Below are 15,747 nucleotides of genomic sequence, written 5' to 3' on the forward strand. Positions count from 1 at the left end.
CATGCGATGTGGCTCGTGCGAGCAAACCCTTCCGGACGGCGCGCGGTTCTGTCCGCACTGCGGGAGCTCCTGCGCCCCTTCCGCGCCGCTGGAGGAGCGCAAGACGGTCACGGTCGTCTTCTGCGACCTGGTCGGCTCGACCGCCCTGTCCGGAGCCCTCGACCCGGAGACCCTGCGCACGGTCGTCCTGGACTACTTCGAGGCGATGCGCCGCTGCGTCGAGGAACGCGGCGGCACGGTCGAGAAGTTCGTCGGCGACGCCGTCATGGCCGTGTTCGGCGTGCCGGTGATCCACGAGGACGACGCGCGCCGCGCGCTGGCCGCGACCCTCGCCATGCTGGCCGCCGTCGAGGAGCTGAACACCCGGCTCCGGGCCACCCTCGGCGTGTGCCTGGTGGTCCGCATCGGCGTGAACACGGGCCCGGTGGTGGCCACCTCGGAGATCTCCACGCGGCAGAAGCTCGTCTCGGGCGAGACCGTCAACGTCGCGGCACGGCTGGAGCAGCACGCGCCCGAGGGGCAGATCCTCATCGGCGAGCTGACCCGGCTGGCCGCGGGCCCCGCGACCCGCGTCGAGCCCGTGGGCCCGCTGCGGGTCAAGGGCAAGGACGAGCCGGTCACGGCCTACCGGTTGCTGTCGGTCGAGGAGGACGATCCCGAGCTGGTGCGCCGCTTCGACGTGCCCTACGTCGGCCGCACCCGCGAGTTCGCCGAGCTCCGTCTCGCGCTGGACGGCGTGGCCGCGGACGAGGGCGCCCAACTGGTCACCGTCTACGGGGAGGCGGGGGTCGGCAAGACCCGGCTGGTGCACGAGTGGCGCACCCGGCTGGCGACCCCCGTCGCGTTCGGCGCCGGCCGCTGCCGCCCCTACGGCGACCACGGCAGTCTCGCCCCGCTGGCCGAGGCGGTCCGCCAGCTCCTGGACGGCCCCCTGCCGCCCCCGGGCAGCCCCGCCCGGGCCGAACTCGACGCCGCGACCGCCGTGCTCGCCCCCGGCCTGCTCCGCGACGGCACGCCGAGCCCGTCGGTGGAGGAGACCTGCGCCGCCCTCGTCGGCCTGCTGGAGGCGCTGGCCCGTGACCGCCCCGTCGTCCTGGCGGTGGACGACTGCCACTGGGCCGGTGAGCTGCTGCTCGACGTGCTGGACCGGCTGGTGGAGGAACTGGACCTGTCCGCCGTGCTGTTCCTGTGCGTCGCCCGCCTGGACCTGCTGGACCAGCGCCCCGGCTGGGGCAGTGGCCGGCCCCGGTCCCGCGCGGTCATGCTCACCGGGCTCTCGCCCACGGAGTCCGCGACGCTGGCCACCGCGCTGACCGAGGTCAGCGCCCACCGCTCGGGCGTGCTGGCCCGGATCCTCGATGCCGCCGGCGGCAACCCCTTCTTCCTGGAGCAGCTGCTCGCGGGCATCGACCTGCCCGCCCTGCGCACGGACGACGGGGCGTCGCTGCCGCCCTCCCTCCAAGCCCTGCTCGGCGCCCGCATCGACACCCTGGAGCCCGGCGAGCGGTCGACACTCGACCTCGCCGCGGTACTCGGCCGGGAGTTCACCGCCGAGGAACTCGACGGCCTGGCCACGGCCCTCCAGCCGGAGGGCGGCCGGCCGGCCCCCGCGAGCGCCCTGCCCGCACTCAGCCGGCGGCGGCTGGTCCGCCCCGTCCGGTCCGCGGGCCCGGCGGGGAGGCCGTTCCGCTTCAGCAGCGAACTCGTCCAGGAAGTCACCTACCGGTCGATGGCCAAGCGGGCCCGGGCCGAACGTCATGAGCGAGCCGCCGAGTTGCTGGCCGCCCACCGGGCCGGCGACGCCCGCGTGGCCGACCACCTGCGACGCGCCTACCTGTACCACGCCGAACTGGGCACCCGTGGCCCGCACACCGAGGCCCTGCGCCGACGCGCGGCCGAACTGCTTGTCCAGGCCGGGGGCAGGGCCCGGGCCCGGGCCGACCTCGCCCGCGCCGAGGTGCTGCTGAAGCGCGGGCTCGACCTCCTCACCCGGGGCGAGGCGGGCTGGGCCGGGGCGGCGCTGCGGCTCGCCGAGGTACGGCTGGCCACCGGTCGCTCCGGGGAGGGCATCGACCTGCTGCGCGCGGTGCTCGACGACCCCGACGACCCGGTCGACGCCGCCCACGCCCGCCTCGGGCTGGCCGTGGCCACCGCCGCACGGCCCGCCGAGGTCGTCACGGCGGCCCGGGAGACGCTGCCCGTCTTCGAGGCCGAAGGGAACGCACTGGGCCAGGCGAGGTCGCTCATCCGCGTCGCGCAGGACCTCCAGTTCCAGGGCCGGCACGCGCGGGCCACCGAGCAGCTCACCCGCGCGCTGGCGCACGCCGTGGACGCGAGGGCGGAGCCCGAACGGGCCCTCGCGCTGGGCGCGGTGGGGGTCTCGCTGTGGCGCGGCCCGCAGCCGGTGCCCGCGGCCGTGACCCACTGCCGCAACCTGCTCGACGAGCACGGCGGTCAACGCCCCGCCGCCCGGCTGACCCTGGGCTGCCCGCTGGCGGTCCTGCTCGCGCTGGGCGAGGAGTGGGCGGCGGCCCGCGCGCAGCTCGCGGAGATCCGGCAGCTCGCGGACGGCCTGGGGTACGCGGAGAGCGCCGTCGTCGTGCCGCTGTTCGCCGCCACCGTCGAGTCCCTGGACGGACGGTCCCAGGAGGCCCACGCCCTGCTCACGGAGGCGGCCGGGGCCGCCCGGCGGCTGGGGGCCGGCGCGCTGCTGGACGCGGCGACCCGTGCGACGGCGCGTCTGCTGCTGGACGAGGGCGACCCCACCGGGGCCGCGGGGCTCCTCGCGTGCTCCGAGCCGTCCGGTCCGCAGGGGCAGGCCGAGGCCGCCGATCTCGACGGACTGCGCGCCCGGCTCGCCGCCGCCGAGGGCCGGACCGGGGACGCCGCACGGATCGCCGACCGGGCCCGCGCCGCCGCCCGTCGGACCGACTCCCCGGTCGTGCGGGCGGTCGCCGCCACGGACCAGGCCCACGTCCACGCAGCCCGGGGGCGGGAGCACGACGCCGCCCGGGCGGCGGAGCTGGCCCGGCGGTACTTCCACGCCAAGGGGCACCTGCCGGGCGCCCGGCGCGCCGCCGGGATCCGCTCCCGTCACATCGAGAGGAAGGAGTGAGCCGCACAATGAACACGGCACATGCGAAGCCGGCGAGCCGGCTCACGTGGAACCTGCGGGGCAAGGGTCCCGACGAGGTTGCGGTGGCGGCCGACGGGGAACCGGTGACGCCTGCCTGGGCCTTCGGTGGTGCCGGCGGCCAGGGGGTGCGGGTGTGCGTGGTGGACTCGGGCGTCGAGGCCGGGCACCCGCTGGTCGGGCCGGTGGCCGGCTCCTGGGAGGTCGTGGACGCCGAGGACGGGCTCACGGTGCGGGAGAGCGCCGCCGGGGACGCCTGCGGTCACGGCACCGCGTGCGCCGGGATCATCCGCCGGGCCGCGCCCGGCTGCGAGCTGTACAGCGTCCGGGTCCTGGGCGAACGTTTCAACGGCACCGGGGACATGCTGCTGGCCGGCCTGCGCTGGGCGATCCGCCAGGGCTTCGACGTGATCAACCTGAGCCTGTCCACCACCCGTACGCGGTTCGCCGGTGAGCTGCACGCTCTCGCGGACGAGGCGTACTTCCGCCGGACGGTGATCGTCGCCTCCGCGCACAACACGCCCGTGGAGAGCTTCCCCTGGCGGTTCGCCGCGGTGATCTCCGTCGGCAGCCACCAGGAGAACGACCCGGAGCTGTTCCTCTACAACCCCACACCGCCGGTCGAGTTCTTCGCCCCCGGGCAGAACATCACGGTCGCCTGGCTGAACAGCACCACGATCCGCACCACCGGCAACAGCTTCGCCACCCCGTTCGTCACCGGCCTGTGTGCCAGGGTCCTCTCCAAACACCCCAGAATGACGACGTTCCAGCTCAAGAACGCCCTGTACCTGTCCGCCGCCAACGTGCGCATCGGCACCGGAGGTACGCCGTGACCGCAGCAACGCCGCCCGAGGCCACCGCCGACCCGCTGTCCCGTGAACTCCTCCAGTCGGTGGTGGAGGTGGCACGGGCCATCTTCGGAGCCCAGGCCAGCTCCCTCCTCCTGCACGACGAACAGGACGACGCACTGGTGTTCCAGGCCGTGTCCGGGGAGGGCGAGAACCACCTGGTGGGCCGCCGCTTCCCGACCGGCCGGGGCATCGCCGGCTGGGTGCTCTCCTCCGGCGAGGCCATGGTCGTCGACGACCTGGCCCGCAACGCGACGTTCGACCGGGAGCTCGCCGAGTCCACCGAGTTCGTCCCCGACACCATCATGGCCGCGCCACTGTGCCACGGGGACCGGGTGCTCGGCGTGCTGGAAGTGCTCGACCCGGTGCCCCAGTCGCGCTCCAGCCTGGGCGAGCTCGATCTGCTCGCCCTCTTCGCCCACCAGGCAGCCACCGCCCTGCGCGTCGTGCAGGAGCGCCGAGTCGGGGTCACTCACCCGGGTTGGGACCGCGCCGCCGCCCTCGACCTGGTGCACAGCCTCAAGGACTGCCTGGAGAGCGGCGCTCCGGCGTCGTGACGCCCGACCGTCCCGGCCCACCCTCCGGACGTATGCCGAGGGGTCAACTACTATGAACGTCAGGAGTGATGTCCAGTCACGTGAGTTGATCCGCCCTTCGCGGACGGGACGAGGGAGGCAGGCCGTGGCGGCTGGGGAAACCGAAGCTACGAGCCTGGCGGAGAAGATCGACGCGCTCTTCCGCGTCGTCTGCAGGCCCAACCGCGAGCAGTACAGCCACGAGGAGGTCGCCCGCGCCTGCCGGGAGGCCACCGGGGAGAGCTTCTCCGCCACCTATCTGTGGCAGCTGCGCACCGGGCGGCGCGACAACCCGACGAAGCGGCACCTGGAGGCCCTGGCGCAGTTCTTCCAGGTGCCGGTCGGATACTTCTTCGACGACGCCCAGGGCGCCGAGATCGCCCGGGAGCTGGAGTTCCTCGGAGCGCTGCGCGACGCGGGGGTGCGCAGTGTGGCCCTGCGCGTCGTCGGTCTCTCGCCCGAGGGCGTCGACACCATCAGCGACATGATCAACGTGATCGCCCGCCGCGAGCGCGGAGACACCCCGTCCGGCTGACGCGCGACCTGAGGCGATCAAGAACGGGGAACGTGGCGGAGCCCGCACCGACCTGTGCGCACTGCGGGCGCCGCGCCGCTGGTGCTGGTGGCGGCGCGGCTGACCTGGGTTCGGGCCCCGGCCGGAGTGACGGTGATCACGGTCTCCGCGGGGGAGGGTGTTGCGTAGGCTGGTGCCGTCAGCAAGTGGTCAGCGCGAGTCCTGGACGACCTGGGAATGCTGCCCGAACTCGGGACTCGTCGTAGGGCAGTGAAACCGCACTTGACCTGCTCAAACGCAGGCAGGGAGCCTAGATCCAGGAGTGCCTCGATGATGCGTACCATGTTCAAGTCCAAGATCCACCGTGCGACGGTCACGGAGGCGGATCTGCACTACGTGGGCTCCGTCACGGTCGACGCCGACCTGCTCGACGCCGCCGACCTCCTGCCCGGTGAGCTGGTTCACATCGTCGACATCACCAACGGCGCCCGCCTGGAGACGTACATCATCGAGGGGCAGCGTGGTTCCGGTGTGATCGGCATCAACGGAGCGGCGGCGCACCTCGTCCACCCCGGCGACCTCGTCATCCTGATCAGCTACGCGCAGCTGGACGACGCCGAGGCCCGCGCCTACCAGCCCCGCGTGGTGCACGTCGACGCCGACAACCGCATCGTCGAGCTGGGGGACGACCCCTCGGCTCCGGTGCCCGGCAGCGACACGGTGCGCAGCCCCTTCGCCCACGTCTGACGGACGCACCAGCCGGACGGGCCGGGCCCGGCACTCCGCGGAGGGTGCCGGGCCCGGCCCGTCTCGACGCGGGAGCCGCTCAGCTCTCGTCCGCGAACTTCCCACTGATGGCGTCGAACACGCCCTTGCCGGAGGCGCCGAGGTACGGCCCGGCGAGCCAGGTGGCCGGACGCGGCCCGATGGAGTTGACGGAGACCAGCTCCGCCGTGCCGTCGGCGCCGGCGATGTACATGCCGCCCCCGGAGGTGCCGCCGGTCATGGTGCAGCCGATCCGGTACATCGACGGCTGGCCCGGATCCACCTGGAGGCGTCCGGGACGGTCGGTGCAGGTGTACATGAGCGCACCGTCGTAGGGCGGCGCGGCCGGGTAGCCGTAGGAGCTGAGGCCGGCCAGCTCGTCGGGCGCGGGCGCGTCGAAGTTGATGCGCAGCGCGTTGCCGACGGTCTCTTCCAGGGACTTGCCCGAACCGTCCTCGGGCTCGACGTGCAGGACCGCGAAGTCCTGGGAGGCGCCCGCGTCGCCGCGCAGCGCGTCACCGCGCTGGATCCAGTAGTTCGTGGTCTGCGCCCAGTCGGCCCACCAGATCGTGTAGGGCGCCACCTCGTGCCGGGGCGCGCTCTTCAGCTGCGAGGGGGAGCGGCCCCGGTCGTTGTAGGACGGCACGAACATGATGTTGCGGAACCAGCCCGCGTTCCCGCCGCCGTGGACGCAGTGGCCGGCGGTGGCGACGAGGTTGGACTCGCCCGGGTTCTCCGGGTCCTTGACCACGGTGCCGGAGCAGACCATCGGCCCGTTCGGGGTGTCCATGAACACCTTGCCGACGGGGGCCGCGTGCCGGTGGTAGGGAAGGTCCACCTTCCGGGCCTCGACGGCGCGCGGCGCCGGGTCCGTGCCGCTGGTGGCGGAGGACGAGGCGAGGTCCTCCTCGGTGACCTCCTTGTGGTTGTCCTCGGCCTCGCGCATGCGGTCCGCGTCCCACAGCCCCTCGATGTAGGGGTTGACGAAGTCCTCGGCGTCGCGGAGCCAGTTCTCCTTGTCCCAGTCCTCCCAGCCGCCCTTCGTCCAGCCCTCCAGGTCCTTGAGGGAGTCGGGGAGCCCGTCCGGAAGCTCGTCGGGGAGGCCGAGGCCGAGGTCCTTGTTGCCGCCCTCGGCCGGTGCGGACGCGCTCGGCTTGGCGTCGGCGTTCTCCTCCGGTCCGCAGGCGGTGGCGGTCAGCGCGAGCGCGGCCAGCGCCGCCGCGGCGGGCAGGAAGGAGCGGCGGCGGGCCGTTCGTGCAGCTGACATGCGGAGTTCTCCTCGGAACTCGGAAGGTGCGCGGCGTGTGGACAGCACGGGGGCGGGCACGCGGGGTTCCGCGCACCCGCCCGTACGTGCTGAGGACCTGGCCTGCGGGAGGGCCGTCGGCACGGCCCTCCCGCCGCCGGTCACTTGCTCAGGGAGTCGAAGACGGCCTTGGCCTCGGCGCCGAGGCGCGGGCCGGCGAGCCAGGTCGCCGTGATCGGGCCGATCGAGGTCACCGAGTACAGCTCGTCCTCGCCGTCGGGGCCCGGCGCGAGCCAGCCGCCGCCGGAGGAGCCGCCGGTCATGGTGCAGCCGGCCCGGTACATCGTCGGCTGCGCAGTGTCGATCGTGAGCCGGCCGGGCGCACCCGTGCAGCCGTACATCGTGCTGCCGTCGTACGGCGGCGCGGCCGGGTAGCCGCGGACGGTCATCTCCGGCAGCGTGCTCACCTTGGGAAGGCTGAAGTTGACCTTCACCGCGTCACCGACGGTCTCCTCCAGGGAGGCCGTCGTCGACTCCTCCTCCGGGCTCACCTTCAGCACGGCGAAGTCCTGCTGGGCACCCGCGCCACCGCGCTCGGCGCCGGTGTTGCGCCAGTGGTCGGTCGTGGCGGCCTCCGCGGCCCACCAGATGCCGTGCGGCAGGACGTCCTCCCGTGGGGCGGACTCCAGTTCCTCGGCGGCCAGCCCGTTGTGGTTGAAGCCGGGCACGAAGATGACGTTGCGGAACCAGCCCTTGTCCTTGCCGCCGTGGACGCAGTGGCCGGCGGTGGCGACCAGGTTGGACGTGCCGGGGTTGGCCGGGTCCTGCACCACCGTCGCGGAGCAGACCATCTGGCCCTTCGGGGTGTCCATGAAGACCTTGCCGTGGGCCGGCGCCTGCTCGGTGTACGGCGTCTCCACCTCGACGGCCTGGACGACCGGCGGCGTCGGGTCGGTGACGCCCTCGTCCTCGCTCGAGCCCTCGCCGTCGCCGTCCGGCGTGCCGTCGATCTCGTCCTCGTCGACCTCGCGCTCCGGCTCCTCGGCGTCGTTCATCCGGTCCCGGTCCCAGAGGTCCTCGATGATCGGGTTGATGAAGTCCTTGGCGTCACCGAGCCAGCCGTCGGGCTCCCAGTTGTCCCACTCGCCTTCCTTCCAGCGCTTGAGGTCGTCGACGGTGAAGGGGAGATCCTTGGGGAGTCCGAGGTCGCGGGAGCCGCTGTCGGCGGAGGCCGAAGAGCTCGGCTTCGGGTCGTTCTCCGGGTTCTCTTCGGGACCACAGGCTGTGGCGGTCACCGACAGCGCGGCTACCGCGGCGACCGCGGCCAGCGCCGAGCGGCGCGGCGCGAACGTTCGCTTGGACGACATGGACGAACTCCCCCTGAACTGGATGGATCTGCGTGTTGCTTGTCATGAACCGCGCTGAAGCGAGGCGTCCCCCACTATGCCGGTGCCGCCTACGACGGCACGCGTCGGGTCCGCGGTTCCGCCCGCTCCCGCGGATATCCCGGACGGGGCCGTGATCGAAGGCCCCTCGCGTCGTTGGTCCTTGCGGACTGCGCAGCGGTTCCCCAGGCACAGGGAGGTTTTGTGAAGGCACGTGCCGGTTCCGAGGAGCTCCCGAACGGGGACGGCGGCCCGCCCCGCAGCGCGTCCCCACGACAGCTCGACGATCCCCCGGTGCCGCGTCAGACGCGACGCGCGCCGGCCGGGACCGCGACCTCGGCCGGCGCCTGCGCCGGGGGCCACGCCGTCCCTCGGGACCCCCCCGACGCCGACCCCCTGGACCACCCCGAGCCCCACCGGGCGGCCGACGCGGCCGGAGTGGAGAACCTGCTGCGCTGCTGGGTACGGGAGACGGGGCAGACCGCGCCGCCCGTCGGCCGCACGCTACGCGTTCCGCTCCGTGCGAGCGGTACCGCCCTGTGCGTACCGGTGCGCTACTGGTCGCCCTCCGGATGGCACCGTTTCGGGCCACCCGTCCTCGAACACGCACCAGCCGACGCCGCGCCGCTGGACGCGGTGACCCTGGCCGCCCTCCTCGCCCGCGAGGCCGCCCGCCAGACCGGAGCGGAGGCGGAGGGCACCGAACTCGTCGGACGCGTCGCCGACTCCGTCCGGCACACCGCGCGCTTCCTCGCCGCCCGCCGCGCGCACCCCGGTCCGGCGCCCGGCACGGGGCCGTTCCTCGCCGCCGAGCAGGACCTCGTTCTCGGCCACGCGGCACATCCGGCCCCCAAGAGCCGGGCGGGCCTCGCCGAGGACGAGACGGAACGGTATTCGCCGGAGCTGCGCGGCGCGTTCCCGCTGCACTGGTTCGCCGTCCACCACTCCGTGCTCGCCGCCGACTCGGCGTGGACCGAGCGCGGGCGGGTGGTTCCCGCCGCCGCCCTGGCCGCCCGCCTCGCGCCCGACCTGCGGCGCCCCGCCGGTACCGTCGTCCTGCCGCTGCACCCCTGGCAGGCCCGCGCTCTGCGGCACCGGCCCGCCGTGGCCGCCCTGCTCGACGCCGGCCTGCTGACGGACCTGGGCCCCGCCGGAGAACCCTGGTACCCGACATCGTCGGTGCGCACCGTGGCCCGGCCCGGCTCCGCGACGATGCTGAAGCTCTCCCTGGCCCTGCGCATCACCAACTCCCGCCGCGAAAACCTCCGGAAGGAGCTGCACCGCGGAGTCGAGGTCCACCGGCTGCTGCGCAGCGGGCTGGGCGAGCGCTGGCGGGCCGCCCACCCCGGATTCGACATCGTCCGCGACCCCGCCTGGCTCGCCGTCGACGGCCCGGACGGCGCGCCCGTGCCCGGACTGGACACGGTCTTCCGCCACAACCCGTTCGGCCCTGAGGACGACGCCGTGTGCGTGGCCTCCCTCACCTCCCCACGGCCCTGGCCCGGTATCGAGGGCCATCCCGTGCGCTCCCGGCTCGCCGACACGGTCCGGCGGCTGGCCGCGCGCACCGGGCGGCCCGTGTACGCCGTCGCCGTCGAGTGGTTCCTGCGCTACCTGGACACCGTCGTCGCCCCGGTGCTGTGGCTCGACGCCCACGCCGGGATCGCCCTCGAAGCCCACCAGCAGAACACCGTGGTCCTGCTCGACGGCGAGGGCTGGCCCTGCGGCGGCCGGTACCGCGACAACCAGGGCTACTACTTCCGCGCCTCCCACCGGGATGCCCTCGACGAACGGCTGCCCGACGTGGGGGAGGCCAGCGACTCCTTCGTCCCCGACGCCGTCACCGACGAACGCTTCGCCTACTACCTCGGCATCAACCACGTCCTCGGGCTGATCGGCGCGTTCGGCTCCCAGGCGGGCGTCGACGAGGAACTGCTGCTCACCGCCTTCCGCCGCTTCCTGGCCGCCCACGCCGAGTCCGGCGACGCCGGCACCCCCCGCTCGCCGCTCCCGCGACTCCTGCTCGACGCCCCCGCGCTGCGGTGCAAGGCCAACCTGCTCACCCGGCTGCACGGCCTGGACGAGCTCGTCGGCCCGGTGGACACCCAGTCCGTGTACGTCACCGTGCCGAACCCCCTGGCCCACGCCCTCGCCGGCCGCCCGCTCACCGCCCGGCCGCCGTCCTGACCCACCTGCCGGAAGGAACGACGCCGTGCCGTCCCCCGAACCCACCGTCACCGAGTCCGGCGACCGCGGTGACGACGACACCCTCGACCTCGAACTGCCGCCCGAGCTCCTCGCCACGGCACCCGGGACCGGCACGGCGCCCGCCGCGGGCTCCCGGTCCGCGTCGGAGCCCGCGTCGGAGCCCGCCTCGGGGCCCGTCACCGCGCCCGGCGAACTGATCGGTGCCGTCGACCGGTGGCCGCCGGTCGACGGGCCCTTCGGTACCTTCCAGCTCGTCCCCGTCCGCCCGGAGCGCGACCTGCCGCTCCTCGGTGCCTGGATGAACGATCCGGACGTCGCCGCCTACTGGGGCCTCGCGGGAGATCCGGACGCCACCGCCCGGCACCTGCGGGCGCAGCTGGAGGGCGACGGGCGCAGCGTCCCCTGCCTGGGCGTGCTCGACGGCACGCCCATGAGCTACTGGGAGCTCTACCGAGCCGATCTCGACCCGCTCGCCCGGCACTTCCCCACCCGCCCCCACGACACGGGCATCCGCCTGCTCATCGGCCCGGCGGAATACCGGGGGCGAGGGCTCGGCGCCGCGCTCCTGCGGGCGGTCGCCGAGCTCGTCCTCGGCCGCCGCCCGGCCTGCCGCCGGGTGCTCGCCGAGCCCGACGTCCGCAACGCCGCCTCCGTCGCCGCCTTCCTGCGGGCGGGCTTCCGGCTCGCCGCCGAGGTGGACCTGCCGGACAAGCGCGCGGCCCTCGTCGTCCGGGAGCGGCCCGGGCACCGGGCGCCCTGACCGCGCCCGGTTCGGGGGTGTCAGCGGCACGACGTAGGGTTACTGCCCTATGAGCGAAGCATCCGGCGGCCCCGCCCTCACCGAGCTCCTGCACGCCGCCGTCACCGCGGTCGGCGGCACCGAGCGGCCTGGCCAGGTGGCCATGGCCGAGGCGGTGGCGGACGCCGTCGGCGAGGGCACGCACCTGCTGATCCAGGCGGGTACGGGTACCGGCAAGTCCCTGGGCTACCTCGTGCCCGCCCTGGCGCAGGGCGAGGGGGTCCCCCCGGCCGGAGGCAGGGGGAGGGTGGTCGTCGCGACGGCGACGCTGGCCCTGCAGCGCCAGCTCGTCGAGCGCGACCTGCCGCGCACGGTCGAGGCGCTCCACCCCCTCCTGCGGCGGCGCCCCGAGTACGCCATGCTCAAGGGCCGGTCGAACTACGTGTGCCTGCACCGGCTGCACGAGGGCGTCCCCGCCGAGGAGGAGGACGGCCTCTTCGACCCGTTCGAGGCCGCGGCGCAGGCCTCACCGGGCGCGTCCGGCGCCACCAGCAAACTCGGCAAGGACCTGCTCCGCCTGCGGGACTGGGCGGACGAGACCGAGTCGGGGGACCGGGACGACCTCCGTCCCGGCGTCTCCGACCGGGCCTGGGCCCAGGTCTCCGTGTCCTCACGGGAGTGCCTCGGAGCCGCCAAGTGCGCCTACGGCGCCGAGTGCTTCGCCGAGGCGGCCCGTGAGCGCGCCAAGCTGGCCGACGTCATCGTCACGAACCACGCGCTGCTCGCCATCGACGCCATCGAGGGCGCCCCGGTGCTGCCCGGGCACGAGGTCCTCATCGTCGACGAGGCGCACGAGCTCGTCTCCCGCGTCACCGGCGTGGCCTCCGGGGAGCTGACGCCCGGCGGAGTCGCCCGCGCCGTGCGCCGGGCGGCGAAGCTCGTGGACGAGAAGGCGGCGGACCAGCTGCTGACGGCCTCCGAGGGGTTCGAGCGGCTCATGGAGCTGGCCCTGCCCGGACGGCTGGAGGAGATCCCCGAGGACCTCGGCTTCGCCCTCGCCGCCCTGCGGGACGCCGCGCGGAACTGCCTCACCGCGCTCGGCAACACCCGCGACCGCTCCGTGCAGGACGAGGACGCGGTGCGCAAGCAGGCCGTCGCCTCCCTGGAGAACGTGCACGCCGTCGCGGAGCGGGTGGCGCAGGGCTCCGAGTACGACGTCGTCTGGTACGAGCGGCACGAGCGCTACGGCGCCTCGCTGCGGGTGGCTCCGCTGTCCGTCTCGGGGCTGCTGCGGGAGAAGCTGTTCGAGGACCGCTCGGTGGTTCTCACCTCCGCGACGCTCAAGCTCGGCGGGGACTTCGACGGTGTGGGCGCCTCGCTGGGGCTGGCCCCCGAGGGACGGCACGAGCAGGACGCGGAGGCCCCCGCGTGGCGGGGCCTGGACGTGGGTTCTCCGTTCGACTACCGCAAGCAGGGCATCCTCTACGTCGCCCAGCACCTCTCCCCACCCGGCCGGGAGGGAAGCCGGAGCGACATGCTGGACGAGCTCGCCGAGTTGGTGGAGGCGGCGGGCGGGCGCACGCTCGGGCTGTTCTCCTCGATGCGGGGCGCGCAGGCGGCGGCCGAGGACCTGCGCGGCAGGCTCGACGTCCCGATCCTCCTCCAGGGGGAGGAGACGCTCGGGGAGCTGATCCGACGGTTCGCCGAGGACGCCCGCACCTGTCTGTTCGGCACGCTGTCGCTCTGGCAGGGCGTGGACGTGCCGGGCCCGAACTGCCAGCTCGTCGTGATGGACCGCATCCCTTTCCCGCGGCCCGACGACCCGCTCATGAGCGCCCGGCAGCGGGCGGTCGAGCAGGGCGGCGGCAACGGCTTCATGGCGGTCGCCGCCACCCACGCGGCACTGCTCATGGCCCAGGGCGCCGGCCGCCTGGTGCGCGCCACCGGGGACCGGGGCGTGGTCGCGGTGCTGGACCCGAGGCTGGCGAAGGCGCGGTACGGCGGCTTCCTGCGCGCCTCCATGCCGGACTTCTGGTACACCGCCGACCCCGGGCAGGTCCGGCGCTCGCTCTCCGCGATCGATGCGGCGGCCGGGGACCCCGGCTGACGGTCGCCTGCGCCGAGAGGCCGCGAGGAGGCCGGCGAGGGTCGACGGGGGCCGACGGGAGGTGCCGACGAGGGCCGACGGAAGGCTCGCGCAGTGCCTTCCCACGCTGTGGCCTATACACCGCAGAGCGTGATCACGGCAGGCAATCGGCGATATTTCACTCGAACGTGTGTTTGGCGCAACCTTTCGAAACCAACTACCGTTGTGCAGCAGGGAGAACAGTTCGAAAGGGGTGCCGACCACCGTGACCACCACCGCAGACAGCGCCATGATCACCGCTCGCGACGTCACCGACGGCGTCGACCAGCCCCGCCCGGGCGGCGACGCGGAGGGGCCCGCAGGGGCCACCGCGGCCGCCGGACGCGCGGCCTCCACGGCGGCGCGGGCGCTGCCGGGACGGCCACCCGGCATCCGGGCGGACAGCACGGGCCTCACCGACCGTCAGCGCCGCGTGATCGAGGTCATCAGGGACTCGGTCCAGCGCCGCGGCTACCCACCCTCCATGCGCGAGATCGGCCAGGCGGTGGGGCTCTCCAGCACCTCCTCCGTCGCCCACCAGCTCATGGCCCTGGAGCGCAAGGGGTTCCTGCGGCGTGACCCGCACCGGCCGCGCGCGTACGAGGTCCGCGGTTCCGACACACCGAGCACCCAGACCACGGACACCACCGGCAAGCCGGCCGCGTCCTACGTCCCCCTCGTGGGCCGCATCGCCGCCGGCGGCCCCATCCTCGCGGAGGAGTCCGTCGAGGACGTGTTCCCCCTGCCTCGCCAGCTCGTCGGCGACGGCGAGTTGTTCGTCCTCAAGGTCGTGGGAGACTCGATGATCGAGGCGGCGATCTGCGACGGCGACTGGGTCACGGTGCGCCGTCAGCCCGTGGCCGAGAACGGCGACATCGTGGCCGCCATGCTCGACGGCGAGGCCACCGTCAAGCGCTTCAAGCGGGAGGACGGCCACGTGTGGCTGCTCCCGCACAACGCCGCCTACCAGCCCATCGCCGGCGACGAGGCGACGATCCTCGGTAAGGTCGTCGCCGTCATGCGCCGCATCTGACGGCCCCGCGGTGGGCCGGTGCGCCCGGGGGCCCGCGTCGGCCCCCCGGCCCTCGCAGCCTGTCTCGGACGTCCGTCCTGGCCGCCTGTGCCGGCGCGTCGGCCCCTTCGTGTCTCCCGGCCGGCGCGCCGCGGGCGCCCGGGCCGCTTCGGTCCCTCTCCGGCGGATCTCGCCCGTCACTCTGCGTGTGCGGTGGACCGGCGCGGCTCGTCGGTCCCGGCTGAGGTAATCTCTCGCCGGTGCCTCTCGTGGCGGTGCCCCGGTATCCGGGTTCGCGCGAGCCCGGAGGCGTTCCCGAGTCGTCGGCAGGTGAGCCCGACGGCTTCCGCGCGGAGGCGAGACGCCCTTCCGCGTCCGTCTCCGTGCCACTGTGCGGTCCGCAACCCCCGCCCCGTGGCGGGCGGATACCCGTGTCCGGCCGGTGCGGCCTCTTCGGTCACCTCTCTCTTTGGGCACCACATCTAGTGGTTGTGTGAGACGCACCCCCAACAGGTTGTGTCCCGATGCGTCTTCGGCGAGCGGCATCGCCTATGCTGGTGTCCGTTCCGAGGGGGCCGATCCGATCCCCTCGGGGCGATATCGTCATGTCGCGTATCGAGGGTGAGGAAGGTGGTTCGCCATGCACTGCCCCTTCTGCAGGCACCCCGACAGCCGGGTCGTCGACAGCAGGACGGCGGACGACGGCACCGCGATCCGCCGTCGCCGTCAGTGCCCGCACTGCTCTCGTCGTTTCACGACGTTGGAGAACGCGTCACTGATGGTGATCAAACGGAGCGGCGTCACCGAGCCCTTCAGCCGGGACAAGGTGATCGCCGGGGTGCGCAAGGCCTGCCAGGGCAGGCCGGTCGGTGAGGACGCGCTCGCCCAGCTCGGCCAGCGGGTCGAGGAAGCGGCGCGCGCCACCGGGAGCGCCGAACTGTCCACCCATGACGTCGGCCTCGCCATACTCGGGCCCCTGCGGGAACTCGACGTGGTCGCCTACCTCCGCTTCGCGTCCGTCTACCGGGCGTTCGACACGCTGGAGGACTTCGAGGCCGCCATCGCCGAGCTCCGGCACTCCGTGCCGGAACAGGGCGCCGAGGGTGCGGCACCAGGTGCCGGAGCCCGGCCGGACGGACCGGCGCCGGTGGTCGCCGCCGACTGAGCGGCACTCACAGCCAGGACCTCACCGGATCC

General features: G+C 74.0%; 12 protein-coding genes. 10 read left to right on the forward strand and 2 right to left on the reverse strand.

What is annotated here, in order from left to right; all coding sequences use genetic code 11:
* Window position 1 precedes the first annotated feature (1 nt).
* The 5 genes from O7609_RS20850 to panD all read left to right on the forward strand — a co-directional run bounded on the left by O7609_RS20850 (window position 2) and on the right by panD (window position 5,817).
* A complete protein-coding gene (locus O7609_RS20850) occupies window positions 2–3,115 on the forward strand; it encodes an adenylate/guanylate cyclase domain-containing protein (RefSeq protein WP_269744027.1) in 3,114 nt (1,037 codons plus the stop codon).
* Between the two features lie 8 nt (window positions 3,116–3,123).
* On the forward strand, window positions 3,124–3,966 hold the full coding sequence (locus O7609_RS20855; RefSeq protein WP_269735483.1) for a S8 family peptidase: 843 nt from the start codon (window positions 3,124–3,126) through the stop codon (window positions 3,964–3,966).
* Window positions 3,963–4,538 carry a GAF domain-containing protein gene (locus tag O7609_RS20860; RefSeq protein WP_269744028.1) on the forward strand — a complete coding sequence of 192 codons (576 nt, stop codon included), beginning with the start codon at window positions 3,963–3,965 and terminating at the stop codon, window positions 4,536–4,538. The genes O7609_RS20855 and O7609_RS20860 overlap by 4 nt, the downstream gene beginning before the upstream one ends.
* 124 nt (window positions 4,539–4,662) lie before the next feature.
* Complete coding sequence (locus O7609_RS20865) at window positions 4,663–5,091, forward strand: helix-turn-helix domain-containing protein (protein ID WP_269735481.1); 429 nt, start codon at window positions 4,663–4,665, stop codon at window positions 5,089–5,091.
* A 309-nt stretch (window positions 5,092–5,400) separates the two neighbouring features.
* Entirely contained in the window at window positions 5,401–5,817 is a 417-nt protein-coding gene (panD, locus tag O7609_RS20870; RefSeq protein ID WP_269735480.1) for an aspartate 1-decarboxylase, read from the forward strand.
* A gap of 79 nt (window positions 5,818–5,896) precedes the next feature.
* Here the strand turns inward: panD and O7609_RS20875 are convergent, their stop codons facing one another.
* Entirely contained in the window at window positions 5,897–7,102 is a 1,206-nt protein-coding gene (locus O7609_RS20875) for a trypsin-like serine peptidase (RefSeq protein WP_269735479.1), read from the reverse strand.
* 140 nt (window positions 7,103–7,242) lie between these two features.
* Window positions 7,243–8,448, reverse strand: coding sequence for a trypsin-like serine peptidase (locus tag O7609_RS20880; protein WP_269744029.1), 1,206 nt, complete (start codon window positions 8,446–8,448; stop codon window positions 7,243–7,245).
* A 222-nt stretch (window positions 8,449–8,670) separates the two neighbouring features.
* Between O7609_RS20880 and O7609_RS20885 the strand changes: the two genes are divergently transcribed.
* From O7609_RS20885 to nrdR, 5 genes are all read left to right on the forward strand, one after another.
* Window positions 8,671–10,653, forward strand: coding sequence for an IucA/IucC family protein (locus O7609_RS20885; RefSeq protein WP_269744030.1), 1,983 nt, complete (start codon window positions 8,671–8,673; stop codon window positions 10,651–10,653).
* A 25-nt stretch (window positions 10,654–10,678) separates the two neighbouring features.
* The gene (locus tag O7609_RS20890; protein ID WP_269744031.1) at window positions 10,679–11,434 is read left to right on the forward strand and encodes a GNAT family N-acetyltransferase; all 756 of its coding nucleotides are present in this window, start codon (window positions 10,679–10,681) and stop codon (window positions 11,432–11,434) included.
* A 49-nt stretch (window positions 11,435–11,483) separates the two neighbouring features.
* A complete protein-coding gene (locus O7609_RS20895) occupies window positions 11,484–13,520 on the forward strand; it encodes an ATP-dependent DNA helicase (RefSeq protein WP_269735475.1) in 2,037 nt (678 codons plus the stop codon).
* 244 nt (window positions 13,521–13,764) lie between these two features.
* On the forward strand, window positions 13,765–14,571 hold the full coding sequence (lexA, locus tag O7609_RS20900; RefSeq protein ID WP_269735474.1) for a transcriptional repressor LexA: 807 nt from the start codon (window positions 13,765–13,767) through the stop codon (window positions 14,569–14,571).
* A 619-nt stretch (window positions 14,572–15,190) separates the two neighbouring features.
* Entirely contained in the window at window positions 15,191–15,715 is a 525-nt protein-coding gene (gene nrdR, locus O7609_RS20905; protein WP_269735473.1) for a transcriptional regulator NrdR, read from the forward strand.
* The last annotated feature ends 32 nt before the right edge of the window (window positions 15,716–15,747 follow it).

It is taken from the genome of Streptomyces sp. WMMC1477 (assembly GCF_027460245.1).
Classification (GTDB): Bacteria; Actinomycetota; Actinomycetes; order Streptomycetales; family Streptomycetaceae; genus Streptomyces.